At 30.8% G+C, this 25,922-nt stretch carries 24 protein-coding genes; 12 read left to right on the top strand and 12 right to left on the bottom strand.

Annotation, left to right across the window (positions count from 1 at the left end; genetic code table 11):
* Window positions 1-27 precede the first annotated feature (27 nt).
* The 4 genes from J8L88_RS19615 to J8L88_RS19600 all read right to left on the bottom strand — a co-directional run bounded on the left by J8L88_RS19615 (window position 28) and on the right by J8L88_RS19600 (window position 7,185).
* Entirely contained in the window at window positions 28-1,776 is a 1,749-nt protein-coding gene (locus tag J8L88_RS19615) for a TonB-dependent receptor (RefSeq protein WP_027393759.1), read from the bottom strand.
* 27 nt (window positions 1,777-1,803) lie between these two features.
* Window positions 1,804-4,821: a tetratricopeptide repeat protein gene (locus J8L88_RS19610; protein ID WP_211061626.1), complete on the bottom strand. Its 3,018-nt coding sequence runs from the start codon at window positions 4,819-4,821 to the stop codon at window positions 1,804-1,806.
* 180 nt (window positions 4,822-5,001) lie between these two features.
* Window positions 5,002-5,931, bottom strand: coding sequence for a hypothetical protein (locus tag J8L88_RS19605; RefSeq protein ID WP_211061625.1), 930 nt, complete (start codon window positions 5,929-5,931; stop codon window positions 5,002-5,004).
* Between the two features lie 3 nt (window positions 5,932-5,934).
* On the bottom strand, window positions 5,935-7,185 hold the full coding sequence (locus J8L88_RS19600; protein WP_371813703.1) for an MBOAT family protein: 1,251 nt from the start codon (window positions 7,183-7,185) through the stop codon (window positions 5,935-5,937).
* 299 nt (window positions 7,186-7,484) lie between these two features.
* Here J8L88_RS19600 and J8L88_RS19595 point away from each other — a divergent pair, with 299 nt between their 5' ends.
* Both J8L88_RS19595 and J8L88_RS19590 read left to right on the top strand, forming a co-directional pair.
* Window positions 7,485-8,168, top strand: a complete 684-nt coding sequence (locus J8L88_RS19595; RefSeq protein ID WP_118389556.1) for a cell division ATP-binding protein FtsE — start codon at window positions 7,485-7,487, stop codon at window positions 8,166-8,168.
* Window positions 8,169-8,188: 20 nt separating this feature from the next.
* Window positions 8,189-9,166 (top strand): class I SAM-dependent methyltransferase, encoded by a 978-nt coding sequence (locus J8L88_RS19590; protein ID WP_027393754.1) that lies wholly within the window; start codon window positions 8,189-8,191, stop codon window positions 9,164-9,166.
* Between the two features lie 13 nt (window positions 9,167-9,179).
* On the opposite strand, the gene J8L88_RS19585 is transcribed toward J8L88_RS19590, so the two are convergent.
* Window positions 9,180-10,007, bottom strand: coding sequence for a 2OG-Fe(II) oxygenase (locus tag J8L88_RS19585; protein WP_027393753.1), 828 nt, complete (start codon window positions 10,005-10,007; stop codon window positions 9,180-9,182).
* Window positions 10,008-10,066: 59 nt separating this feature from the next.
* Between J8L88_RS19585 and J8L88_RS19580 the strand changes: the two genes are divergently transcribed.
* Window positions 10,067-10,939: a glycosyltransferase gene (locus J8L88_RS19580; protein WP_027393752.1), complete on the top strand. Its 873-nt coding sequence runs from the start codon at window positions 10,067-10,069 to the stop codon at window positions 10,937-10,939.
* Window positions 10,939-11,883 (top strand): glycosyltransferase family 2 protein, encoded by a 945-nt coding sequence (locus J8L88_RS19575; protein WP_211061623.1) that lies wholly within the window; start codon window positions 10,939-10,941, stop codon window positions 11,881-11,883. Before J8L88_RS19580 ends, J8L88_RS19575 begins: the two co-directional genes overlap by 1 nt.
* Here the strand turns inward: J8L88_RS19575 and J8L88_RS19570 are convergent.
* From J8L88_RS19570 to J8L88_RS19555, 4 genes are read right to left on the bottom strand one after another with little or no spacing between them, the layout of a single operon-like run.
* Entirely contained in the window at window positions 11,866-12,273 is a 408-nt protein-coding gene (locus J8L88_RS19570; protein WP_211061622.1) for an FdtA/QdtA family cupin domain-containing protein, read from the bottom strand. The genes J8L88_RS19575 and J8L88_RS19570 overlap by 18 nt on opposite strands.
* 5 nt (window positions 12,274-12,278) lie before the next feature.
* Window positions 12,279-13,352: a glycosyltransferase gene (locus J8L88_RS19565; RefSeq protein WP_211061621.1), complete on the bottom strand. Its 1,074-nt coding sequence runs from the start codon at window positions 13,350-13,352 to the stop codon at window positions 12,279-12,281.
* A gap of 38 nt (window positions 13,353-13,390) precedes the next feature.
* Window positions 13,391-14,686 (bottom strand): O-antigen translocase, encoded by a 1,296-nt coding sequence (locus J8L88_RS19560; protein ID WP_371813702.1) that lies wholly within the window; start codon window positions 14,684-14,686, stop codon window positions 13,391-13,393.
* 4 nt (window positions 14,687-14,690) lie between these two features.
* The gene (locus J8L88_RS19555; protein WP_247666515.1) at window positions 14,691-15,809 is read right to left on the bottom strand and encodes a DegT/DnrJ/EryC1/StrS aminotransferase family protein; all 1,119 of its coding nucleotides are present in this window, start codon (window positions 15,807-15,809) and stop codon (window positions 14,691-14,693) included.
* A gap of 182 nt (window positions 15,810-15,991) precedes the next feature.
* Here J8L88_RS19555 and J8L88_RS19550 point away from each other — a divergent pair, with 182 nt between their 5' ends.
* The gene (locus J8L88_RS19550; RefSeq protein ID WP_118389546.1) at window positions 15,992-17,137 is read left to right on the top strand and encodes a glycosyltransferase; all 1,146 of its coding nucleotides are present in this window, start codon (window positions 15,992-15,994) and stop codon (window positions 17,135-17,137) included.
* 3 nt (window positions 17,138-17,140) lie between these two features.
* On the opposite strand, the gene J8L88_RS19545 is transcribed toward J8L88_RS19550, so the two are convergent.
* Both J8L88_RS19545 and typA read right to left on the bottom strand, forming a co-directional pair.
* Window positions 17,141-18,073: a GNAT family N-acetyltransferase gene (locus tag J8L88_RS19545; RefSeq protein WP_233557590.1), complete on the bottom strand. Its 933-nt coding sequence runs from the start codon at window positions 18,071-18,073 to the stop codon at window positions 17,141-17,143.
* A gap of 552 nt (window positions 18,074-18,625) precedes the next feature.
* Entirely contained in the window at window positions 18,626-20,425 is a 1,800-nt protein-coding gene (gene typA / locus J8L88_RS19540) for a translational GTPase TypA (RefSeq protein WP_108802389.1), read from the bottom strand.
* Between the two features lie 275 nt (window positions 20,426-20,700).
* Between typA and kdsA the strand changes: the two genes are divergently transcribed.
* Window positions 20,701-21,519: a 3-deoxy-8-phosphooctulonate synthase gene (gene kdsA, locus J8L88_RS19535; RefSeq protein ID WP_108802388.1), complete on the top strand. Its 819-nt coding sequence runs from the start codon at window positions 20,701-20,703 to the stop codon at window positions 21,517-21,519.
* Here the strand turns inward: kdsA and J8L88_RS19530 are convergent.
* A complete protein-coding gene (locus J8L88_RS19530; protein WP_211061620.1) occupies window positions 21,506-21,868 on the bottom strand; it encodes a DUF1801 domain-containing protein in 363 nt (120 codons plus the stop codon). The two genes, kdsA and J8L88_RS19530, sit on opposite strands and share 14 nt — an antisense overlap.
* A 62-nt stretch (window positions 21,869-21,930) precedes the next feature.
* Between J8L88_RS19530 and J8L88_RS19525 the strand changes: the two genes are divergently transcribed.
* The 6 genes from J8L88_RS19525 to J8L88_RS19500 all read left to right on the top strand — a co-directional run bounded on the left by J8L88_RS19525 (window position 21,931) and on the right by J8L88_RS19500 (window position 25,908).
* Window positions 21,931-23,412, top strand: coding sequence for a carboxypeptidase-like regulatory domain-containing protein (locus tag J8L88_RS19525; RefSeq protein WP_027393740.1), 1,482 nt, complete (start codon window positions 21,931-21,933; stop codon window positions 23,410-23,412).
* Window positions 23,413-23,486: 74 nt separating this feature from the next.
* A complete protein-coding gene (locus J8L88_RS19520) occupies window positions 23,487-24,092 on the top strand; it encodes a hypothetical protein (protein ID WP_211061619.1) in 606 nt (201 codons plus the stop codon).
* Between the two features lie 42 nt (window positions 24,093-24,134).
* On the top strand, window positions 24,135-24,428 hold the full coding sequence (locus J8L88_RS19515; RefSeq protein WP_118389537.1) for a transcriptional regulator: 294 nt from the start codon (window positions 24,135-24,137) through the stop codon (window positions 24,426-24,428).
* 54 nt (window positions 24,429-24,482) lie between these two features.
* Window positions 24,483-24,950 (top strand): Coq4 family protein, encoded by a 468-nt coding sequence (locus J8L88_RS19510; RefSeq protein WP_118389535.1) that lies wholly within the window; start codon window positions 24,483-24,485, stop codon window positions 24,948-24,950.
* The gene (locus tag J8L88_RS19505) at window positions 24,941-25,255 is read left to right on the top strand and encodes a hypothetical protein (protein WP_027393736.1); all 315 of its coding nucleotides are present in this window, start codon (window positions 24,941-24,943) and stop codon (window positions 25,253-25,255) included. Before J8L88_RS19510 ends, J8L88_RS19505 begins: the two co-directional genes overlap by 10 nt.
* Window positions 25,255-25,908 (top strand): DUF1361 domain-containing protein, encoded by a 654-nt coding sequence (locus tag J8L88_RS19500; protein WP_051336175.1) that lies wholly within the window; start codon window positions 25,255-25,257, stop codon window positions 25,906-25,908. The genes J8L88_RS19505 and J8L88_RS19500 overlap by 1 nt, the downstream gene beginning before the upstream one ends.
* The last annotated feature ends 14 nt before the right edge of the window (window positions 25,909-25,922 follow it).

Raw genomic sequence — 25,922 nt, 5'->3', positions numbered from 1 at the left:
TTTTAATAAACCTAAACAAAAGTTAGATTAATAATTAAACTTATACGTTACTCCACCTAACACCTGTACTCCTTGTACAGGAAAGTTCACCCAACGTTCATAGTTTTGACCCGCAAGATTATTACCTTTTATAAAAACAGAGAGTTTGTCATTAAATCGATATCCAAGGTTCACATTAGCATCAAAATAGCTATCCAATGTTATGGTAGCTTCTGGTGTTGGCGGAGTAAAAGCAACGGCAGTATTGATATCCTTTCGCTCACCGACATAAAAAAGTTGTGCTCCAGCGAACCATTGATCAGTAATCTGATAATCTAATAGCACAGATGCTTTTAACTCTGGTAGATTCCAAGCTTCTTGTTCATCTTCGGTATTATAGCTGAAGTATTCTCCAGAAACTCCCAATTTAAATTTCTTATTGATATTAAAATTTAACTCTCCATATCCATTCAGTGTTAGAATATCATCATATCGATATGCAAATGAATTACCAAAATCATACCCTTCTAATTGTAATATTTCTGGTCTATTATTTACAAACAAAGCCTTATCGTTTTCTGATGTATATCCTCCTCTAAAATTATAACTTATTATATCAGAGATTTTTCCTTTTAACCCTACGTATGCATCAAATTGATTATGAGTAGGCGTTAACACCAATGTTGGAGAAACATATGGATTTGCCTGTACCGCATCTCTATATGTGTTTTGTTTTAATCCTCCTTCTAATCCTCCATAAGCAATTACTGCTTCATCTAATAATCGATAGGACGCTGTAACTTTAGGATAGATAAAAAAGTCATTATCATTATTCTGGCTATCAATACTATAAAAAACTGAAGCACCCAAATTTAAAGTTAAATTATCTCTTAGCACTACAAGACTTGGTTGTATTCCTAGATTAAGAATACTAAAATCATTTGGAGTTTGTAATACCTGATCTAATGGTCGATCAAAACTTCCACCCAAATAATCAACGATGAAATCCGTAGTAATTAATTCATCTACAATTTCGAACTCAAATGTAGGTGTAAAAACTGCATGATGTTCTGTAGAGCTTAATGCATCCCCAAAATATCTATAATTTAACGAAGCTCTTTTAAAATATAAGTCATCAAACTGCAATTTGCCCCCCAACTTGGCCCCAAAATAATTTTGTTGAGGGTCAATTGCATCAATTTGTGCCTCTGTTAATGCAGGAGTTTCGGGTAAACCATACCAATTATACAATTGATGCTCTGCTCCTACTTCTATTCCATATGTAAAGTCCTTGGTTCGTGAAGTATAATTAAGATCCAAAAACGTATTATAAAATTTATCGTCTAGCGCTACATCTTCTATTCCTCCCTGAGAAGAATTATGATGTAAGTACAATCCCATATTATCTGTACGATTTATCTGAAAATTGCTATAAAACTCCGCTAATACAGATGTAAAATTACCAAAACCTAAAGTAGCATAATTATCATACAATGGTATTTTCTTTGGTTTATCAATACTAGCCGCTCTTCCTTTTGCAGGAGTAAATGTTGACGCTACCGGAACTGAAAAAATACTATATCGCAGCTGTTTTTTCTTTTGGGTAACAGAATCATTAAGAATCGGTGTAGACTTTATTTTAAATGCATCACTAATCGTAGGTGTATATGTTTTAACAATAACTACACGTTCTGTTTCTATGGTTTCCTCTTCTTCTTTTTCTTGGGCCACTATTGCGGTAACACTAAACGCAAAAACACAAGTAAAGGAAATTAATTTCTTGATATATCTCGACATAAATTGCTAAGAGTTTATAACTGATTATTATTGTTCGGTTTGGATGGATGAATTTGTTTTTGCCTCTTCAGCTTTGATTTTTTTGAGTTCGGATCGTGCTTCGTCAATTACATCTTGATAATCAGTAAAGTTTTTGATAACACTTTCTAAAATATAAGTTGCTTGATATGCATCTTCTAGTCCATAAAAGTTTTTAGCCATAAGCACTAAACCTTTAGCTCCATATAATTTATATCCTGAAAAATCTTTTGCTAATTTTTGTACAGTTTCGTTTGACTCTTTATAGTTACCTTCTTTATTTTTAAAATACGCTTCATAATATAAAGCTTCTGCGGCTAACTCACCTGTGGCAATTTTTCTAACTTCGGCATATGCTCTTTTTGCTCGAGTATCATCTGCGGTTTGTAAAGCAGCACGAGCAATAAAAATCTGAGCATCACTTTTTACATCATTTTGGATTTTTGGATTACTCAATACTTTTTCTGCGTATGCAATTGTTTCTTGATAATGTACTAGTTGATAATGCGATTTCATCAAATTAGATTGCGCAAATATAATGTTCTGAGGAAAATCGGCTGATTTTTCTAATCGTTCCAATACAGGAATTGCTTCATTATAATTACGATTCTCTAAATAGATCTGAGAAAGTCTAGCCAATGCTTGCTCCGTAAACTCCGTTCTATCTTTTTCTAACACATATTTATAATGTGGTATGGTTGCTTGCTTATCCCCTTTTTTATAAAACAACTGTGCTATATAAAAGTGACTTTTTAATGCATGTAATCCATTAGGAAACTCGCTTAAATATTTTTGAAAACCGGTAATTGCAGCATTATCATTATTTTCCAAAAACTGTTTTTCTGCTGCCTCATATGAGGTGTTATCTAGATCTGCATCTGTAACATCCACAAAACTCAATCCTTTTACCCAACTCGAATACTCATCCGTTCTACCTAAATCTACATAAATCAATCTTGCAGTATTAACGGCTTGGATTGCTTCCTCTGTTCCAGGATAATCAGCAACTACACTCTTAAACTTTGTGAGAGCCCTATTTCCCTGATCTCCATTATAATAAATCAATCCTTGTTTTAACAAAGCCTTTGGCACGTAAGAACTTCTCGGAACTTCTCTGATTAATCGATCGTATGCTTCGATACCTCTCTGTGTATTATTCTCTGCCACATATGTATTTCCTAAAGCAAACATTGCATCATCGCGATATGTGGATCGTGTATATTTTTTAATAAAAAGCTCTAGATCACTAATCTTCTTATCATTCTTTTTTACAAAACCATAACTTATTGCTTTCTGATAATGTGCATAATCAGAATCAGCACCACCATTTTTAATTGCCTTATTATAAGCTTCCATTGCTGGCCAATATTTTCGGGAAATAAAATGACTATCTCCTAACCTTAAATAAGTATCAGTTAATTGTGTTTCATCTATACCCCTTTTTTTAGAATAGGTATCAAAAAACTCTGCAGCCTGTGGGTATTGTTTTAGTTTAAAATAAGTATAGCCAATATTATAATCTATTCCTTCATATTCAATTGTTCCAGCAGCTCCTTCTTTTCCTTTAAATTGTTTAAATCCTATAAGTGCTTCTTCAAAACTATTTTGCAAATAATCACATTCTGATTTCCAATAAATTGCTTTTGCTGTAAATTTCGGATCTGTTTGTTGTGCCAACGATTTATCAAAATACAATTTCGCCTCCGCATAGTTCGCTTCATTATACAACTCTATTCCACGAAAATATGCTACTTTTTGATATACTACTTTATCACCAAAATTGCGACTTCCTTCTAACAAATCCATTGCTTCCTTGTAATTCTTAGAAGTAATATAAGAGCTAATTAACAATTCCTGAATTTCTTCTTTAAACTCAGAATTAGGATATGCTTCTGCATAAGACAATAATACTTTTGGAGTACTCTCATATGAATTACCAATCTCATAACTTAGCTTAGCATAGTTATATAAAGCATCTTCTTTTATCTTAGCTTCAAAATCCATTTCTGAAGCATTCTTAAATGCGTTTAATGCTTGTTGTTTCTGATCTGTTTTTAAATAAGATTCTGCTAAATGATAATATGCATTCTGTGCAGTTTCATTACGCCCATCTACTATTTTATTAAACTCCGAAATAGCATTAGTATAATCTCCTCCTTTATAATACGCGTACCCTAATTGATAATAATCCGTATTATTCCATTTCCCTTTTCTACCTCTATATGCCTTTAGATGCGGAATTGCTTTATCATATTGTCCTAAATTAAAATAACTTTCTCCAATGATTTTATTCAATTCCGACTTTTCTGAAGGTTTAGATCTAGAAAGTTGACCTAACCCATCATTAATTGCATCCTGAAAATTTCCAGATTTAAAATTCATATCACTCTGGAAATAGGATAAATTCTTATTGTATTTATCAAGATCTTTAACCTCATCAAACAATTTATCTGCTTCTTGATAATTATCTCCTTCATATGCTATGAAACCAAGATAGTACTTGGCCTGAGCTCCATATTTATCAGTTTCTTCTACTTTAGTTAAGAATTTTTTAGCTTCATTAAATCGTTGAATCTTAAAATATGCATATCCATTATTGAAGTTGAACTTTTCTTTTTCGGAACGGCTCATATTCCCCTCATCTACTTTGTCATACCACTTACGAGCATATGCATACTTACCATTATCAAAATAATAATTTGCTACATCCAGATATGCAGCATTACGTTTTATACTTGTTGGATACTGCACCACAAACTCTTCCATCAAATCGTCCGCACCTTTTTGATTTAACCATACAGCACAATTTGCTATATAATAAGTACATTCTGCATCGATATTTTCATCGTCTACAGCATCTCTTACTTTATCAAAAAGATTTTGAGCAGCTAGAAATTGCTTATTGTTATAAAGTTCTAATGCCTGATTGTACAGTACTAGTTCATTTGTGTAAATTGCTGATTGTTGTGCAGAAATCTTCGAAGATAGGACCGCTACAAAAAGCATCAAAGTGATGTATTTGTTCATGTAAATATTTCTTTCAAAGTTTAGACTCTGGATAATACCAAAGTTCCAGTTTAATAGAAATCTCAAGGATTGACCTTGACCAATTTTTCTTAAAGTAAATATCGTTTCCCGCGAATAAATTTTGTGTTAAAGATACCCTAATCTTCATACTAATAACGAAATATTTTGGAGATAATTACATTAACCTTCATTTTTTGGATCAGATATAATTTGATTTATGATTTTAGTATATTTTTTTGCCCCTTTATGGTTAAGATGATCAGGGTCATAAAAATCTGTATCTTCTATCCTAATATCTTCTCTTAGGTTTATATAAGTTACATTCTTATAATGACTTGCTAGATCTTTACACGAATTGGTAATTTTCTCTAATTTACTTGGGTTAAGTAGTTTTAAATACTCATTATATACTGGCATATCAACTAAATAAACATTGCATTTTATTTTTTTGCAATAGGCTATAATCGATTGAAGTCTAACTAAATTTTCTTCGAAATCCATTAAAAAATCCTCATGTCTTTTTGCCGTAGCTCTACTTCCTTCTACTAAAGGTATATTGTTTGTGCTTTTATAGTATGTACCCCAACCCCAATTATCGCACCCGACAATTGTCCCTTTATACATATAATCGTGAAGTAGAGTAATCGATTTATCAAAACGACGAGTTAGTGCTAGACTATATTTTCTCACATCTAGTGGATTAATAATGGGAACATCTAATTCCATTTGATGATGGTAAAAATATTTACGCCATCGATCTTCTTTTGTATTTTCCAATTGACTTAAACTATAATAACCGATGGTAATAACTACATTTTTTAGATTAGGAAGACTATCTACATGTTTATCAAACAACAATTGATCAAAATACAAGCTCTGACTTATATTAGATACATTAAAAGTTTTGGTATCCATAAATTCTGGATTAATACCGAAAAAAGCATGGGAATCCCCTAAAACCAATGTCTCTATGTCATTATAAGAGTTACTAATCATTTTATGCTTATAAGAATAATTAGATTCTACAGTTCTATAAAAACACTCTAGTGCTACCCAAATAAAAAGCAGTGGTAGTAGAAATAAGAATATTTTTTTTATAAAAACCTTCATAGTTTAGAATTGAAAATAAATAAAGGTTTGTAAATCACCTGCATAGTAAAACACGACGAATACCGTAACATAATAAATTAGATATCGAATGCTTTTAGATGATATATAATGAATATCCAATAAGTGTTCTCTTTTTTTCTGAAACCATTCTATGCCTAGATATACAATCAATAAAATCAAAAACAACTTATTCCCTTGTGGAATAGAAAAAAGTGTTGATGAAAAAATACGATCTAGATACCCAAAGGCTTCCGTGATTGAATCTGCTCTAAAAAAAACCCAAGCAATAGTAACTATAAAAAATGTAATACTCATTCTTAAAAAATCAACTACTATTGAATTTTGATTTTGGAGAAAAACCCCAAATTTTGTTTCATTATTTATAAAAACTGTAAATATCAATATGATTCCATGAATCAATCCCCAAAAAATAAATGTAAGATTAGCTCCATGCCATAATCCACTTAGCAGAAAAACAACAAGAATATTAAATACCAATCTAAATTTTGAAACACGATTACCTCCCAACGCAATGTATACGTAATCTCTAAACCAAGTAGAAAGCGAAATATGCCATCGTCTCCAAAACTCAATTAAGTTCTTTGATAAATAAGGGAAATTAAAATTTTTCTTTAAATCAAACCCTAACAATCTTGCAGAACCAATAGCAATATCCGAATAACCTGAAAAATCTCCATAAATCTGAAAACCAAAAAATATGGCACCACATAATAAAGTGCTTCCTGAATACTCTGTATAATCTTCGAACAGTCTATTAACTATTACCGCACAATTATCCGCAATTACCATTTTCTTGAATAAGCCTCCCAAAATTAATCGCAAGCCATCAATACTTTTACTATAATTAAAAACTCTACTTTTTTGAAACTGAGGTAACAAATTAGAAGCTCTTTCTATAGGTCCCGCAACTAACTGTGGAAAAAATGAAACAAATGCAAAAAATGAAACAATATCATTAGTAGCGCGCATTCTTTCTCTGTATACATCTATTGTGTAACTCAATGTCTGAAACGTATAAAAACTTATCCCTACGGGTAAAACGAGTTGCAATGAACCATAAGATATTGGCTTACCAAATAACAAAAATGCTTCTGTGAACGTTTCTATAAAGAAATTAAAGTATTTAAAGACGAATAAAACACCTAGATTAAAGAATAAGCTAATTCCCAAAAGTATTTTTTTTCTAACTCTAGTTGTGGTCTGTAATTGACTTGAAACCAAAAAATCAATCATTGAACTTAAAAATATAAGCGATAAAAATCTCCAGTCCCAAAAAGAATAAAACAAGTAGCTTACCGCTAGAAGAAAGATATTTTGAATCTTTTTTGAGCTGTTAAAGACGAACCAATAGAAAACAAAAACGATTGGAAAGAACAACGCAAAATCAACGGTATTAAATTGCAAAATATGAGCATATGAATTCTTTGGAAAAATACTTAAAATCTACGTGGATAAAAAAACATTTTTAATAAATACATTATTGCATAAACTTTTTACTTTTACTAAAATTAATAAAATCAGAATTTCATACTATGTCCGATATGGTTTTAAGCCTTAAAAATGCTTCAATTTATCAACGAGAAAATTTAATTCTTTCAGATGTTAATGTCGAAGTTAATAAGGGAGATTTTGTATACCTGATCGGTAAGACCGGTACAGGAAAAAGTAGTTTCATGAAAACACTTTATGGAGATATCCCTCTAATAAAAGGAGAAGGAAGTATTGTTGATTTTGATTTAAGTACTTTAAAAGAAAATCAAATTCCATTTCTTAGAAGAAAATTAGGAATCGTTTTCCAAGATTTTAAACTTCTTAATGACAGAACTGTAAAGGATAATTTATTGTTTGTACTAAAAGCGACTGGATGGACAGATCAAAAAGCGATGGATAGTAAAATTGATGATGTCCTTGATAAAGTAGGCATGAAAACAAAGGATTTTAAATTCCCATACCAATTATCTGGTGGAGAACAACAGCGAATCGCTATTGCCAGAGCATTACTTAATGATCCAGAATTAATACTTGCCGATGAACCAACTGGAAATTTGGATCCTCAAACTTCTGTAGAAGTTATGGAAGTACTGCAGGACATCAATAAAAATGGTAATACAATTTTAATGGCCACTCATGATTATGCACTGCTATTAAAATATCCATCTAAGACTTTAAAATGTGAGGGTAACAAGGTTTTTGAAGTGGTTCAACGAAAAGGATAACTCTACAAATTAATACAATAATGCGACTAGTAACCCTCGATGATTTTATAGAGACTTACACTAAGTTTAGACAAAGAGGGTTGTCTTTTATTACCTCTAAACTAAACATTAATAGTATTAAAAGAACTAAAAGCGCTTTTAATGAATTAGATATACAATCCTCTAATTGGTGGATCATTCCTAAAATTCAAGAACGATGGAATCAACTTATTACTGGGGACTCCAAAGTTGAATATGAAGACTTTGTGATGAAAAAGTTCTTATCAAATTCTAAAGATCTAAAAATGCTTTCATTAGGAAGTGGAATTTGTAGTCATGAACTCACATTTGCAAGCTATAAGAATTTTAAAGAGATCGTATGTATTGATATTAACGAAGTACTTTTTGATGCCGCAAAAAAATCAGCATCAGAGCGAAAATTAGACAATATTAGTTTTAAGATTCAAGATTTGTATTCCTATGATTTTCGAGAGAATTATTTTGACATTGTTTTTTTTCATGCTTCATTACATCATTTTAAAAACATAGAAGAGCTCGTAGGACAAAAAATAAAAAAAACCTTGAAAACGGATGGAAAGCTCATAATTAATGAGTTCGTGGGACCAAATAGATTACAATTCCCAAAACATCAAATAATGGCAACAAATAATGCTATAAAACTCATTCCTAAACCCTATAGAAAAAGATTCAAATTAAATTTATTTAAAAATAGAATTTATGGCTCAGGCATTATTAGAATGATCTTGGCTGACCCATCAGAATGTATAGAATCAGAAAAAATACTACCTGCAATTCATAAAAATTACACGACTATTTATGAAGCTTCTTATGGTGGTAATCTTTTAGCAAATGCACTTAAAGACCTATCGCATCATTTCTTAGAACTGGATTCAGAAAAGGAAGCTGTACTAAATAAACTATTTGATTTTGAAGATAATTATTTAAGAAACCACTCTAGTGACTTTGTATTTGGAATTTATCAAAACACAACTAATTGATTGATTAGACTAATCAATCATCTTTCTTATATACGTGTGGGTTTTCTCGAATTCCCTTTTTAAATATTTTTCGAACCCCCATCCGTATTGATGAATCGATTTTCAATATTTTATCTCTAAAAAACTGACCTGGCCAACCTCTAAAAGTCGTTACATGAAAAGATCTTTTTGCATCTACTGGTTCTGTCGAAAAATAATAATTAGAAATACAACATCGTACCTTATCTACTTTTACCTTACCAACAGAATGCCAAGAATCCTTATGAGTAGACATAACCACTAATCTATTATAACGAGAATTTATAGATACCGGTTCACTTTTTAGTCCTTTAGGCCATAGTTCTAAGTTCCCTCCATTTTCTGGCATCCAATCTGGTGTTACGTAATATAATAAATTAAGTACACGCCATAGTTTGACATCCTTATCGTGAGAATTATCCAGATGTGGGTTCAAATAATTTCCTTTGCCCATCATCGAAATTCCTCCTGCATATAAATCTCCATCAGGTTTTACACTGCAATATCCGCATATTTTGGAGATTAAATCAACAATCCTCTTATCCTGAAAAGCATAAATAGTCTCCTCTAATAAAGGGTGATATCTATTCATTTGGGCAGCTACATATTTATACTCTCTCAGACTCCTTTTTACCTTTATATCCTTCGTACTAGGAAACTTATCAAAAATTTCATCAGTTAAATGTTTTGGTAGTAGATCATCTAAATAAAAATACCCAATACCCTCACTGGTATGAGCAAAGTGTTTTTTTAAAACTTCTTCATTATCTTTGAGCTTTAAAAAAATGAGATCAGCAATTTTATCTCTATTAGGGTGATTCATCTATCCAATTACAATTTTGTCTTAAAAATAATTATAAACTTCTAGTAAAACATCTATAAATGTTATCAATTTTGATCCCTGTCTATAATTATAACATTATTCCGTTGATTAAAGAGGTTCATCAGCAAATTTCATTACGTAACGTCTCTTTCGAAATATTAGTGTTTGATGATCATTCGGATCATTTTATAAAAGAAAATAATGATGTTCATGAATTATCAAATTGCTCTTTTAAGAAATTGCCAAAAAACATAGGCAGAAGTGCTATTCGGAATCTACTAGCTTCCGAAGCAACATATGATTCCCTTCTCTTTATCGACGCTGGGACATTTCCAGAACGCAAAAACTTTATTAAAACATATCTAGATAATATAAACCATAAGGTTGTAACAGGAGGAATGACTTATTTAAAAAAGCCTCCCAACAAACCTTATCGCCTTCGATGGATGTATACCAAAAAAAGGGAATCTTTATCCAACAGAAATAAACGATCTATTGTTTGTTCATCAAATTTCTTAATTCAAAAAGAAATCTTTGAAACCATAAAATTTGATGAATCTTTAGAAAAATATGGATGTGAAGATGTAGTGTTTTTTGATGCTATTGCTAAAAAAAACATTCCTATTACATATATTGACAACCCTGTTGTACATGATGCTAATGATAATGCAGAGGCTTTTATTATAAAAACAGAGCAAGCCATTGAAAACCTAATTGTTTTAATTAATACTAATAAACTTTCTTATGACAGATACAAGGTTTCTAGTATGTACTACAAAATGAATAAAATAAAAACCGATAAAATCATTTCTTTTATCTTCCGAATCTCAAGAAATCTTCTTAAAAGAAATTTCAATTCCTCTTATCCTTCTATAGTATGCTATGATTTTTATCGTTTAGGTTACTTTTGTTTAATCAAAAACAAGATATAGTGCCTTTTTTCTCCATTATTATCCCACTTTACAATAAAGAAAAAAATATCGAGAAAACGATACAATCCGTATTCGCTCAAAACTACACGAACTATGAGATTATAATCATAAATGATGGTTCTAATGACAACAGTGAAAAAATCGTAAATACTTTTAGCGATGAAAGACTGCGATATTTTTTAACAGAAAACAAGGGAGTTTCTAACGCTAGAAATTTTGGGATTGACAAGGCGAATGGTGAGATCATTGCCTTTCTGGATGCAGATGATTATTGGTATCCCAATCATCTCGAAATATTATTCCAATTATACACAAAATTTCCCGATGCTGGTATATTAGCGACATCTTATGAGAAAAAATTTAGCACAAATTCTATCTTTTTAGCTGACTTTAGGAACATAAAAACAGATAGTAATTCTTTTATAATTATAGATAATTATTTTGATTCTAGTTCCATTGATGCTATTGCATGGACTTCGGCCAGCGCAGCTCCTAAAACTGTTTTAAATGCAATTAAAGGTTTTGATTCTTCTATAACACACGGTGAGGATACAGATCTTTGGATTCGTATTGCATTAAGATATAAAGTAGCTTTGGCAACATATGTTACTGCCACATATAACCTAGATGCCAAAAATCGATCAAAAGAAATAAACATAAAGAACAAAAACTTTATGAAGTTTGAAAAATTTGTAGAGGAAGAAAAGCATAACCGTTCTTTAAAAATATATCTAGATGCTAACCGGTATTCTATAGCATTAGAATATAGAATTGCTGGAGATTATTTGACTTCGAAAAAATATTGTGAAAATATTAATTGGAAAAACCTACATTGGAAAAATAGGTTTTTAATAAAACAACCTAAAATAGTATTACTCTTGTTTAAAAAAGTCCAAAGTAGTTTAATTTCTATTTTTAGGCTAAAACTATCTAGTTTTAAATAGTTTAAATTCAGTGAATTTTCTGATATAATCTTCCTCTTTATATACATCAGAAGCTAATACTAAACAAACTGATCCAGAAGAAAAATTTTCTAATTCTCTCCATATTCCAGATTTAATCAATAACCCCTTATTAGGTTTATTAAGAGTTATTTTCTTTTGATTTTCTCCGTCATACAAAATCACATCAAAACTACCACTTAAAGCGATCAAAAACTGTTGTAAATTTTTATGCGCATGACCTCCTCGACTAGCATCACTAGGGACATCATACAAATAATATACTCTTTTTGTTTCAAAAGGTATAACATCCTTCTCTACCACCGCAATATTACCCCTAGGATCTTTTATTTTAGGAATTTCAATAATTTCACAATCCTCGGCGGTTGTCATATTTTCTATTTTTTGAAAGGGAGTATTGCTCGCCATTGTGGTATTATATTTTCTATTTCAAATTTTGAAACGCTAGAGATCGTACCATTTTTACATTTTTGATAAAAAGCTTGATCTTCTATCATTTTATTTAAAGCTTCTGTAAAAGCCATTTCTTTATTTAAAGGCACTAATATACCATTCTCACCGGTAACAATCACTTCTGATGGACCTGATTTACAATCTACCGAGACCACTGGTGTCCCCATAGCTAAAGACTCTATTAACACCATGGGAAAACCCTCATAGTTACTTGTTAAGGTTGTATACAGAGCTTTTTTTACATAAGGAAATGGATTTTCCGAAAATCCTTTAAAAATCACACAATCTTCAATCTTTAATTTTTTAACCAGATTTTGAATCTTTATTTTATCAGGGCCATCACCTAATATAAGAAGTCTTACACCTTGTTTCGGCAATCTTGATGCAGCATATGATTCTACTAGAAAACTATAATTTTTGGAATCTTCAGAAATTCTACCATAAGATAAAATGTAAGGATAACTAGGTGTCTCTACATTTACCTCAGACATCGTATCCCAACGTTTTCTATCAAATGCATTATAAATACAACTTCCTTTACTTAAACCATATTTTTCTTTAAAATGACATACTGCTTCTTTAGAAACTCCAATCAATTCATATGCATCCTTATATAACAATTTTCCTAAAAATCTATTATCAGGAAAATAAATACCGATATTATAACTGTGAACAATAAAGACTGTATCTGTCTTTTGATACACAAAAGTATTAATAAACCATTGTCTAAACCACCAAGGTCTTGGAGCCGCATCTATGATATAATCAAACTTATTTTCTCTAATGAGTTTTCTACTAATTACAAATTTTCTCCAACGTTTGTGCAACCCCTTATTAGAAGAAGTGAGTAATTCTAAATTTACTAGATTTCCTTTATAATCATAAACAATATCATCAAGAATACTAACAATTGTAACATCATACCCAGAATCTTCTAACATTCTCGACAAAATAGCACTTGATCGTTCGGCTCCTCCCGCGCCTAAGGAAGAAACCATCAAACAAACTTTTATTCTTTTGTTTTGAGTCACACTAGTTAAATTTTCCTATCAGGTCCAAAAAATGATTTTCTAAACACTAAAATCAACAATAAAAAATAAACGACATAATTAAAAAAATATGCCATAGAAGCACCAATAAATCCGAATTGGTTTATCAAATAAATACTTGCAAAATATAAAAATGTAAACGAAATAATTTCTGTAATTATATAATACCAAAACATTCTTTTAGCCAAAAATTGATATGCTATCACCAAAGATGCTATTTTGAAAAGATCTCCAAACAACTGCCAGATAAACAAAGGTTCCATTGCAGTAAAATCATTTGAAAAAAGAATTCCAATTATGATATTTCTCAAAAAATAAATAATCAAAAACCCAATAACAAATATTGGTAAAATCGTCTTGTAAAAATTAAATACTTCAAATCTAAAACTTTTACTACTATTTATTTCAGATAGTCTAGGTAATAAATATATAGTTAATAAAGTCGTTATAAATAACATATATTGACTACTAATACTCTGTATTGCTTCCCAATAACCGGCTTCTTCTAAACCTTCATTAGCAATAATAAAATTTCTTATTCTGATCAAAATAGCGGGTAAAATGGTTACAGAAACCAATGTCATAACAGCAAATGAGCTTAATCTTTTTAGATATTTTGGCGATATCTTAGTAGATGGCAAAAATTTAGTAACATCTTTTTTATTCAGCATGATTACAATGGTAAAACATAATGATACCGCTGGATTTATGATAATAGCCCAAAATGCACCTTCTAGTTTATATTCCCAAACTAAGAAAACCGTAATTAGTAATCCTAAAATACTACTAACAATATTAAGTAGTATATACATCTTATATTTAGAATATCCGTTAATTATTGCCAAACACAAGGTGTTTACTGAATAAAAAGGAAGTGCTATAGCTATGGCTTTAAAAACAAAATTATACTGATAACTATTTCCAAAAACCAAATTATTCCAAAACGTTGGAAACAAATAAAGCCATGTAGACAAGAAAATGATTACTACCAAACACAAAAGATAGGAAGTTGATAACACAGATCTAATTTCCTTTTTATCACTCTTAAATTCTGCAATATATTTTACAATTCCATTATATAAACCTAGGGTACCAATCGATTGAATAGAGGTCAAAACATTTCGAAGATTACCAATCAACGCTAACCCTTCTGGACCTAAAAATATTGCAACTACCTTAAGACTTATAAAGCCAGTTATCATTTTTACGAATACACCTATGGCATTAAAAGAGCTAACTTTAATTAAAACATTGTTTTTTAGTTTATCAAAGTATGAATCCACTCCTTTAGTATTCGTTTAAGGTTTTTATAATCTTACTAACCTCCTGATCGGTTAAGCCCGTATTAAGCGGAATACTAACAACTTCTTTGTGCATTCGTTCCGTTATCGGTAATGAAAGCTCAGAAAACTCCTTTAGAGCGTTCTGTTTATGCGGTGGAATTGGATAATGGATATGATATCCAATTCCTAAATCATCTAAATATTCACAAAACTCTAAACGATTTTTGACTCTAACCACAAAAAGATGAAATACATGATTCTCTGAACCGTCCCAACCAGGCAACACAATTTTATCATTTTCAATTTCTGACAGATACCTTTTAGCAATTTGTCTTCGCCTTTGATTATCTTCCTTTAGGTCTTTTAACTTCTCCAATAAAAATGCAGCCTGCAGTTCATCCAATCTAGAATTAACCCCTAAATAATCGTTTTGATACTTTTTAGAAGAACCATAATTCCCAATACTTCTAACAACATCTGCTAATTCTTTATTATTAGTAGTTATTGCGCCCGCATCCCCCAATGCTCCCACATTTTTTGCAGGATAAAAACTAAAAGAAGAAGCATTACATAAGTCACCTACCAACCTATCATTGTTATATATTGCTCCGTGCGCTTGAGCGGCATCATCAATTACAAATAAATTATATCTCTTAGCAATTTCATTGATTTCTTTCATTTTCGCTAGCTGACCATATAAATGAACAGGCACAATCGCTTTGGTTTTATTAGAAATATGTTCTTCAATTCTATTAATATCTATATTAAAAGTATCTCTATCAGGTTCCACCAACACAGGTTGTAACCCAGCATATTTAATAGACAAAATTGAAGCTATAAATGTATTTGAAGGAACAATTACTTCGTCTCCAGAATTAATTTTTCCAAGTTCAATATATCCTTTAAGAATTATTGTTAACGCATCTAGTCCATTACCAACACCAACACAATACTTAGCTCCACAAAACTTAGCATAAGAATCCTCAAACTCTTTAACAAAAGTTCCTTTAATGTATCTACCTTCATCCAAAAACTTGGAAAAACAATCTTTATATTTTTCATGATAACGACTATTAATTTTATGAAGATCTAGAAATGGAATCAACTGTTTAGGGTTTGTCATTATCAAAAATATCTATCTACATTTATGAATTATCTTGTACAAAAAGAATTCAGTAGGATTCAGTTTTTATTATTACAGTATTAAAAATACCTTTACAGCAAAGATATTTGTTTTTGTGAAAGCCCATAAAAACGTATGATAATTTTTTAAAGTCTTTAATATAGGGACTTAACGTTACTTGAATGAAAATATTATTAGTAGGAGAATACAGTCGATTACACAATTCGCTTAAAGAAGGTCTAATAAAAAATGGACATGAGGTAACTATTGTGGGTAATGGTGATGTGTTTAAGAAATATCCAATTGATATAGACGTTGATGGAAGTATTGTAAAAAACAATTTTGTGCTTAATAAGATTAGACACTTAATTTTTAAAATTACTTCGATTGATATTGCATCTGTGGAATCCTACATTAAATTCAAAAAAAACAAGGCCTCTCTATCCAATTATGATTTTGTTCAATTAATTAACGAAACTCCTTTTAATATTGGACAATATTTCGAGAAAAAACTCTTAAAATTTCTTTTTCAAAACAACAAGAATGTTTTTTTACTTGCTTGCGGCGATGATTTTAGATTTATTTCTTATTTACTTTCTGGAAAATTTCCATACAGCACGGTAAGTCCTTTTTTAAAAGACAAAACTCTAAAAAAAGAATATAAAAACACTTTGAAATTTGTTTCTAAAAAACAAAAAAAAATACACGATTTCGTCTTTAAAAATATAAAAGGGGTTATTCCAGCAAGTGTGGAGTATCATATTGCTTATAAAAACACTCCTAAAGTATTACCACTGATTCCAAATCCTGTAAATATAGACTCTATCAAGATAATTCCTTTCGTAAAGCATAAAAAGATAAAAATACTTCACGGAATCAATACTTCAAATTACATAAAAAAAGGAAATGAATATTTTGAAAACGCCTTAACTACCATTATAAACAAATATCCTGATAAAATCGAATTAATTACCACCAAAGATCTCCCGTATAACCAATATATCAAACACTTCTTATCTGCAGATATTATATTAGACCAAACTCAGGCACACGATCAAGGGTATAATGCCTTAGAAGCCATGGCAATGGGCAAAGTGGTTTTTACAGGTGCTGGAGAAGACTTTAGAAAATATTATAATCTTAAAGATGTCGTAGCAATCGACACATCTCCTGACAGTGCTAAAATAGCTCAAGACCTAGAAAAATTAATTCTTAATACTGATCTGGTTTTTGAAATAGGAAAAAATGCCAGAGCATTTATCGAAAAAGAGCATCATTACATTAATGTCGCAAAAAAATATATTGAAACGTGGAAGACATACAGTTGACATCTAAACGACCAACTCATAAAAATCCTGTGTATAGATTTCGCATCCTAACTCCTCCTTCTGTTTTAACAATCCAAAATTATTTTCAGTAACTGTACCCATATCGAAAAAACGAAACCCTTCTTTTCTATATTTATTAATTAAAGAGATAAAAAGAAAATCCAACGCTCTATATTGTTCACCTTTATTGGTCACAGCTCCATATTGGGACTTTACTACTCCTTCACTTTTAAAAATGGTAATTCCTGCAAGAACTTCTTTATCTAAACTTATGACAAATTGTTTTATAGATTCGGGAAACCTTTTCTTTAATAAATCAATCTCTTGCAACGTATGAACAGGTTTTACATTATGCTTTTCTTTCAGCCTTGGTATCAAGACACTATTCCAGAAACCTGAAAAGTCATTTACTTCTTGTATTTCAAAACCAATATCTTTTCTTTTTTCATAATGCTTAAGTTTACTCTTATGAATGCTAGATGGTAGACTATAATCTATAGCTAAATTTAGATCTCTACGATAAATTTTCCCTCCATGTTCTGACAAAAAAAATGTAAACTCATTGGTTGGTTTTTTATTGTAAAAAATTGGTATAGTCTTAACAAATAGATTACGAACTTTATAAGAATCAAGAAATTTAATTATTTCAGAAAGAATATTTCTTACTTTTTCTCCTCCAATACTCTTTTTAAGAATTATACCTCCATAGGTTAAGCCTTGATGTGAATAAACCGCTTCATTCTTGATGTTAGCAGGAAAAACAGCTATCAACGTTGAATTATTAAAAACTAATAAAGAGAAATCAAGGAATCTATCAGAATGATATTCCATAAAATCCCGGTTAAAAAGAAAAGTACCGTTCTTAGAGTTATCTATAAAATCATTCCATAACGAATAATCTTCTTTTTGATATTTTTTAATTGTATACGTTGACAAAATAAGTATTTATGAAAGTGAAAATAGCTAATTTGTTTGAGTATCTGGAATATAAAACTTACTTTTAGATGATTAAGTAAAAAGTCATGCTTCTTTTCTTAAGAAAAGGTAATAAAAGTTTATACCCGCAATTGCTGTATTAGTAATTATTATTGGCAATGACCAGTTGAGTAAGACCCCATAAATTACAAAAGCCACACACCCCACAGTATTTATTAGACGAAGTTTTTTGATATTACGCATCAGAAACGATATAAGCACCATAAATGATGCAAAATAACCAACCAGTTCTATTACTAAATTTTGATCTAAAGACATAAAAAAATGTATTTTATCGATAAAAAATGTATTTTACCGTTATTTTAAAGGATTTTACAAGTTTACAGTTATTTCAAAAAATTACATTTGCGCGGACAAAAAAATTATACTAATAAACAATTACTCCTACAAACGAATTAATCCCAAAACCACAATTACCCCAAGATTTCGACAAAAAATCCCGAGTTACCTCGGGATTTTTTAATTATATATTATAAATAAGAAGTTTTAGACTTATACAATTTTATTTCTCTTACGCTCAACTTCTGTTAAGAATACTTTTCTTAATCGTAAATGATTAGGAGTAACTTCTACATACTCATCTTTTTGAATATATTCCAAAGCTTCTTCTAAAGAGAATTTAATTGCAGGAACGATCTTAGCTTTATCATCAGCTCCAGAAGAACGCACATTACTTAACTTTTTAGTTTTAGTAATATTAACTGTCATATCATCTCCTCTAGAATTCTCTCCTATCACTTGACCTTCATAAATATCCTCACCTGGATCCACAAAAAACTTTCCTCTATCCTGTAATTTATCAATTGAATATGGTATTGCAGAACCTTTTTCCATAGATACTAAAGATCCATTAATACGACCTGGAATATCACCTTTAAGTGGCTGATATTCTTTAAATCGGTGCGCCATAATGGCCTCTCCAGCAGTAGCCGTTAATAACTGATTACGTAATCCAATAATACCTCTAGATGGGATCATAAACTCACAAACCATTCGCTCTCCTTTGGCTTCCATGCTTAACATTTCTCCTTTACGCATTGTTACCATTTCTACCGCTTTACCAGATACATTCTCAGGTAAATCAATAGTTAATTCTTCAATAGGTTCGCATTTTACACCATCAATCTCCTTAATAATTACTTGCGGCTGTCCGATTTGTAATTCATATCCTTCTCTACGCATTGTTTCAATAAGTACAGATAAGTGAAGTACACCTCTACCAAAAACCAAGAATTTATCCGCACTATTAGTTTCATTAACTCTAAGTGCTAAATTTTTCTCTAATTCTTTTTCTAATCTTTCTTTGATATGTCTCGAAGTAACAAATTTTCCATCTTTACCAAAAAACGGAGAATCGTTAATCGTAAATAACATACTCATCGTTGGTTCATCAATTGCGATTGTTTTTAAACCTTCTGGATTTTCAATATCAGCAACGGTATCACCGATTTCAAATCCTTCTAAACCAACTAAAGCACAAATATCTCCTGCCTCTACTTTATCGACTTTCATTCTTCCTAAACCTTCGAAAGTATGAAGTTCTTTTATTCTTGATTTCTTTATAGTTCCATCACGTTTTACCAAGGAAACCTGCATTCCTTCCGTTAATGTACCTCTTTGTAAACGACCAATCGCTATACGACCTGTAAATGAAGAAAAATCTAATGATGTAATTAACATCTGTACTGTTCCTTCTTCAATCTTTGGCGCAGGAATATGCTCCATTACCATATCCAATAATGGTTCTATACTATCAGTTTCGTTCTGCCAATCATCACTCATCCAATTGTTCTTTGCAGAACCATAAACTGTTGGAAAATCCAACTGCCACTCCTCTGCTCCTAATTCGAACATTAGATCAAAAACTTTCTCATGTACCTCATCTGGAGTACAGTTCTCCTTATCTACTTTATTAACAACTACACAAGGTTTTAATCCTAAATCAATTGCTTTTTGAAGTACAAAACGTGTTTGCGGCATTGGCCCTTCAAAAGCATCTACTAATAATAGCACACCATCAGCCATATTTAATACACGCTCTACTTCTCCACCGAAATCGGCGTGACCTGGTGTATCAATAATGTTGATTTTAGTTCCTTTATAAGTAACAGAAACATTCTTAGAAGTAATCGTGATTCCTCTTTCGCGCTCTAAATCATTATTATCTAAAATTAAATCTCCTGTATTCTCGTTTTCACGAAATAATTGACAGTGATACATAATTTTATCTACCAAGGTAGTTTTACCGTGATCTACGTGAGCAATAATAGCAATGTTTTTTATAGCAGTCATATACGCCTGAATTTAAGGGTGCAAATGTACGTTATATTTTAATAGGTTGTACATTAAAACAAGAATAATAAAACAGCTTCAAAATCAAACACTTAAACCTCTCTTTTAAAGCTCCTTAAATTTCAGTTAACAATTAAGTATTCGAACAATAATATCTTGATAACATAGGGTAAGACGGCTAATATTCAACACTGTAATAGACATCAAACTTCTTGATAGATAATCTTTTCATTCGACCATTAAAACGCATATCTTTGCATTCTTAAAATATTGATATGGAACTTTCAAAGATTAAAAATCTAAAAAACCTTGATGCTAATAATTTTTTCCTTCTTGCAGGGCCTTGTGCTATTGAGGGAGAAGAAATGGCTTTAAGAATTGCTGAAAAAGTAGTAGAAATTACTTCTAAACTTAAAATTCCATATGTTTTCAAAGGTTCTTTTAAAAAAGCAAATCGAAGCCGTATTGATAGTTTTACGGGTATTGGAAATGAAAAAGCATTAAAAATATTACGTAAAGTAGGAGAAACTTTTGAGGTTCCAACAGTTACCGATATTCATGAGAATGATGATGCAGCTATGGCTGCAGAATATGTTGATATTTTACAAATTCCTGCATTTTTGGTAAGACAGACTGATCTAGTAGTCGCAGCAGCCAAAACCGGAAAAACAGTAAACCTTAAAAAAGGGCAGTTTATGAGCCCAGAAGCGATGCAACACGCAGTAAAAAAGGTTAACGATAGTGGTAGTGACTTAGCTATGATTACAGATAGAGGAACTATGTTCGGATATCAAGATATGATTGTAGATTTTAGAGGAATACCAACTATGAAACAATATGCTACAACAGTTCTTGATGTTACACATTCTCTACAACAACCTAATCAGACTAGCGGAGTAACGGGCGGAAGACCAGATATGATAGAAACGATCGCACGCGCTGGAGTAGTAACTGGTGTTGATGGTTTATTTATGGAAACGCATTTTGATCCTTCAAATGCGAAAAGTGATGGTGCTAATATGCTAGATCTACAATATCTAGAAAAGTTACTTAGTAACTTGGTTGCTATTAGACAAACCGTTAATTCGTTATAATTTTTTTATTTCTATGTAAATATGCTTGCTCAAGGAGGTCAATAAGCGTGTCTTCTTCTATTTCCTTTGGCTCAAAATAGCGTAAAGATTTAACGTATTTTCTTTTATCTGACACTAGCTTATCCATGTCCTTGGTAAAATATTGTGCTCCCCAAAAGCCAATATCCACATATCCTTTAGTTACATTTAGATAGCAAATAGGACTTTTATCTATGTAATAAAAAGGAACTTTCCACTTAAATAGCAATTGTACCTCTGGCAAAGTAGTTTCAATAAGTACCTGTAAATGAAGTAACATAGATCGAAATGGTTCCGGTTGGTTAAGAATATAATTTTCTGCAGGATTCAATAAAAAATGGTATTTTTAAATAGTTAATTTTACAATTATTAACCCCAAGATATCTAATCACATTGAAACCTCAAAACTCAATTCAATTAATCTTCTTTTTCCTTTTTTTATTACCTGGACTAGCTGAAAGTCAGATAAAAAAAAAGAAACAAGAAACATATACCATAGAAGCAACTGTTCTGGATAAGAGTACCAAAACTCCTTTGCCTTTTACGAATGTTTTAATTGACGGAACATCAATAGGAACTATAACTAATGAAGAAGGAAAATTTGAGTTAACTATTAGTAAAAAATATGAATCCCGTAAAGTTGTATTTTCTTTTGTAGGTTATGAAAACAGTAGTATATCAATAAAAAAATTAAAAGATACTTCTAAAAAAGTATACCTAAATCCAGTTTCTACCTCATTAGATGAAATTGTTGTAACGGTAAAAAACAAATACAAAGAACTGATTGATCAAGCTATTTCATTAATTCCAGAAAATTACTCTCAGCAATCCACTGAACTAGAAGCATATTACAGAGAATTAACAAAAATAGATAACAATTACACAAAATTCTCCGATGCTGCGAGCCTTATACATTACTCCGCTTATGATTCTAATTTTGATTATTTATTATCTAGGACAAATTACATGCAGTTTAATCGTCTAGAATATAATATTAACCAAGTTCCTTTTCCTGAGCCCCAAAAATTTGTAGCTGACACCAGAGACAAGGCCAAAATAATAGCCTTAAGAAAAAGTAATAATCTACAAGATTATAAAATTTTAGAACAATCAAAGAAATTAAAATCTATCGACACTTTAAATCTAAAATGGTTGGAAAATAATGAAATAGGTGGAGGTCCTCTTCGATTAACTGGAGCAGATAAAGTAAAAAGGAAAGAAGATTTCTTTGATTCTCAAATAAATAACAAATATCTTTTCACCCTTTATGGAAAGAGCACTTATAATAATAAGTTAGTTTATATTATTTCTTTTAAGCCAAAAGATTTCTCTGATATTGAAACTCCCTATATTGGTGAAGTGACTATAGAAGAAGATAGCAAGGCAATTATTTCATATCAATATAAACTTACTAACGAAGCAAAGAGTACTTTAAACCAGCGATTCGCAGCCCAACTAAAAACTCCAGAAGTTATAGAAAAAAGTAGCAAAAAAGCATTTATTACGCGCATTACCAGTCTAAAGAACTATCAAGTTTATGTTACATTCTCTGACTATAAGAGCACATGGTATCTAAAGCGAATTAAAGCAATTAATTCGTATGAAAACACAGGTGATTTATTCGAAAACTATAAAATAACTACAGAGTCAGAATTAATAGTTGGCGCGGTTAATATTGAAAAAATTTCTTCTTTTACTAATGACGAAATATTTAAAAATAATTTTTCTAATGCCCTATTTAACTACCCGCTTTCCTATGATAGCAATTTCTGGAATAACTACAATACCCTTATAGCTACTGGTGTTGTAGGAGAGGCATTAGAAGATTTAGAAGTTAAAGGAAGTTTAGAATCACAATTTAAACGTAAAAACTAATTCCGGATTAAGTTCAAAAAAATTTGTGAGTTTCAATATTTTAATTTTACTTTGTATTTCAAAGTACTTTTAATATGAGCACAGAAGATTATTTAAAAGATATTACGGAGATCAAGGATATGATGAATAAATCATCACGATTTTTCTCCCTTAGTGGTTTATCAGGAATATTAGCAGGTGGATATGCAATCATAGGTGCAGCAATTGCTTATTATCTTGTTAGTATCAGCGGTATAGATTATGTTATCGCCGAAGGAAAGATATTTAACTATATTCTAATTGACCTTGTAGCAGTAGCGCTTTTAAGCATTATAACCGGTATCATATTAAGCAACAGAAAAGCTAAGCAAAATAACGAAACCCTTTGGAATGGAACTTCCAAAAGATTACTCACTGCTTTTTTAATTCCATTGGTTACTGGTGGTATTTTTATTATCATCAAAGTTTATAATCATCATTATGGCCTTACTGGATCATTAATGCTAATTTTTTATGGATTAGCCTTAGTAAATGCGTCAAAATATACTATTGGAAATGTAAAATATTTGGGGTATGCAGAAATTATATTAGGTTTGGTGTGTTCTGTATTTCCAAATTATGGTTTCTGGTTTTGGGTTCTAGGGTTTGGGATAATGCATATTGTCTATGGTAGTTTAATCTATTTAAAACACGATAGATAAAATTCTTCGAAACACTTAAAATTTAAGCTTAAAAGCTAAGAAATGAGCAGTATTATTGGCAACATAAATAAAGCATTTGATCACCGAATACGACTAGGTATTATGTCCGTATTGGTGGTTAATGAATATGCCGATTTTAAAATGCTAAAGGACTTGTTAGGTGCAACGGATGGAAATTTAGCTAGTCACACCAAAGCGCTAGAAAAATCGGAATATATATTGGTTGAGAAATCATTCATAGGAAAAAAACCAAACACGCGATATAGTGCCACTAAAAAAGGGCGTGATGCCTTTAAAAAACATGTAGAAGCTATTGAAAAATTACTAAAGCAATAGCTATATTTTTTTATTTATTTACTTTGAATTTCAAAGTACTTTTAAAAATTAAAAATGAGATCAATATTATTAGAAATACTATATGAATGGAGTAAAATTCCATATCAAAAATGGTTCAAAAAAGAAGATCCTTGGGACATTTCAATATCACAACTGTTAAGATATCCTAAAACAAGTCTTGGATTTCACTTAGGGAGCTTTTTGCTACAACATGATTTCACACCTCAGCCTAAATTAGAAAATCATGATGTATTTCACGTACTAACAAAAACTGGAATTACAGTTCCTGAGGAAATATCAATGCAGTATTACCTTCTTGGTAACGGTAAAAAGAGTACATACTTATATACTGTTATTTTCATAGGAACCTTACTCTATCCTGATAAGTTTAAAGTATTTAGAAATGCATTTAAACAAGGGCGTAATGCCTATTCATTTCATCAATTGGATTTCAAAAAATTACTAGATCAATCACTGGACACCATAAGAACAACTTTTTTAATATCTACACCATGCAAATAACACAATCAGCAAATCGAAACGCCCTTATGATAGCAACCTTTAGCTTTCTTTTAGGCACGATACTCTTATTACTACATCTAATTGTTCCATGGGAACAAATAACCACAATAGGTCTATTTTATGTTATAATTGCCGTTGTTCTTAACGGAATAACTTTTATAGGATTATTAGCAAATACAGTTATCAATTATCACTGTTACAAGGAAAACTTAACCACTGTATTAGTTTTCTTATTAAATATTCCTATTGCTATTGGATACTTCTTAATCGTTATCAATAACCCTTTTCATACTATTATTTTATAATGAATTCTTTACAAAAACAACTCCCGTTTATTAAAGGTTTTAGTATAGCCGTAGCATTTAGCATAACACTTTTAATTATTAGAGTTACAAAATTAGATTCTGTTTTCTTTCTATTTTTAATCTGGAACTTATTTCTAGCCTGCATCCCATACGGAATAACAACCGTGCTTAGTTTTGACAGAATACACAAAAATAGATTTCTATTCGGATTAGGTTTTATAGCCTGGTTAGCTTTTTTACCTAACGCGCCTTACATACTAACCGATTTACAGCATATTAGACTTAGTTCTCTACATTCTGTATGGTTCGATGTGCTTCTCATCTTATCTTTTGCCATTAACGGATTAATAATTGGATTTGCTTCTTTGCGAACAATGCAGCGACTACTTCGGGAACACTTTTCTAATAAGGCCACCAATTTCATCATACATCTAACCCTATTATTATGTGGGTTTGGTATATACATGGGACGTATACTTCGATGGAATAGTTGGGATCTCATTCAAAATCCATTACATATTCTAGGTGACATATTTAGGCGAATAATATCACCTATCGAACATATACATACTTGGGTATTTACCATTGGTTTTGGTAGTTTTTTAATCATCACCTATCACTTAATACAACATTATCACAAAGAAAATAACTAAAAAGACAATCATTA

The sequence above is a fragment of the Aquimarina sp. MMG015 genome, from assembly GCF_018100855.1.
Taxonomy (GTDB): Bacteria; Bacteroidota; Bacteroidia; order Flavobacteriales; family Flavobacteriaceae; genus Aquimarina; species Aquimarina latercula.
Note: the sequence above shows the minus strand (reverse complement) of the source record. Positions and strands in the feature narration are given on the sequence as shown.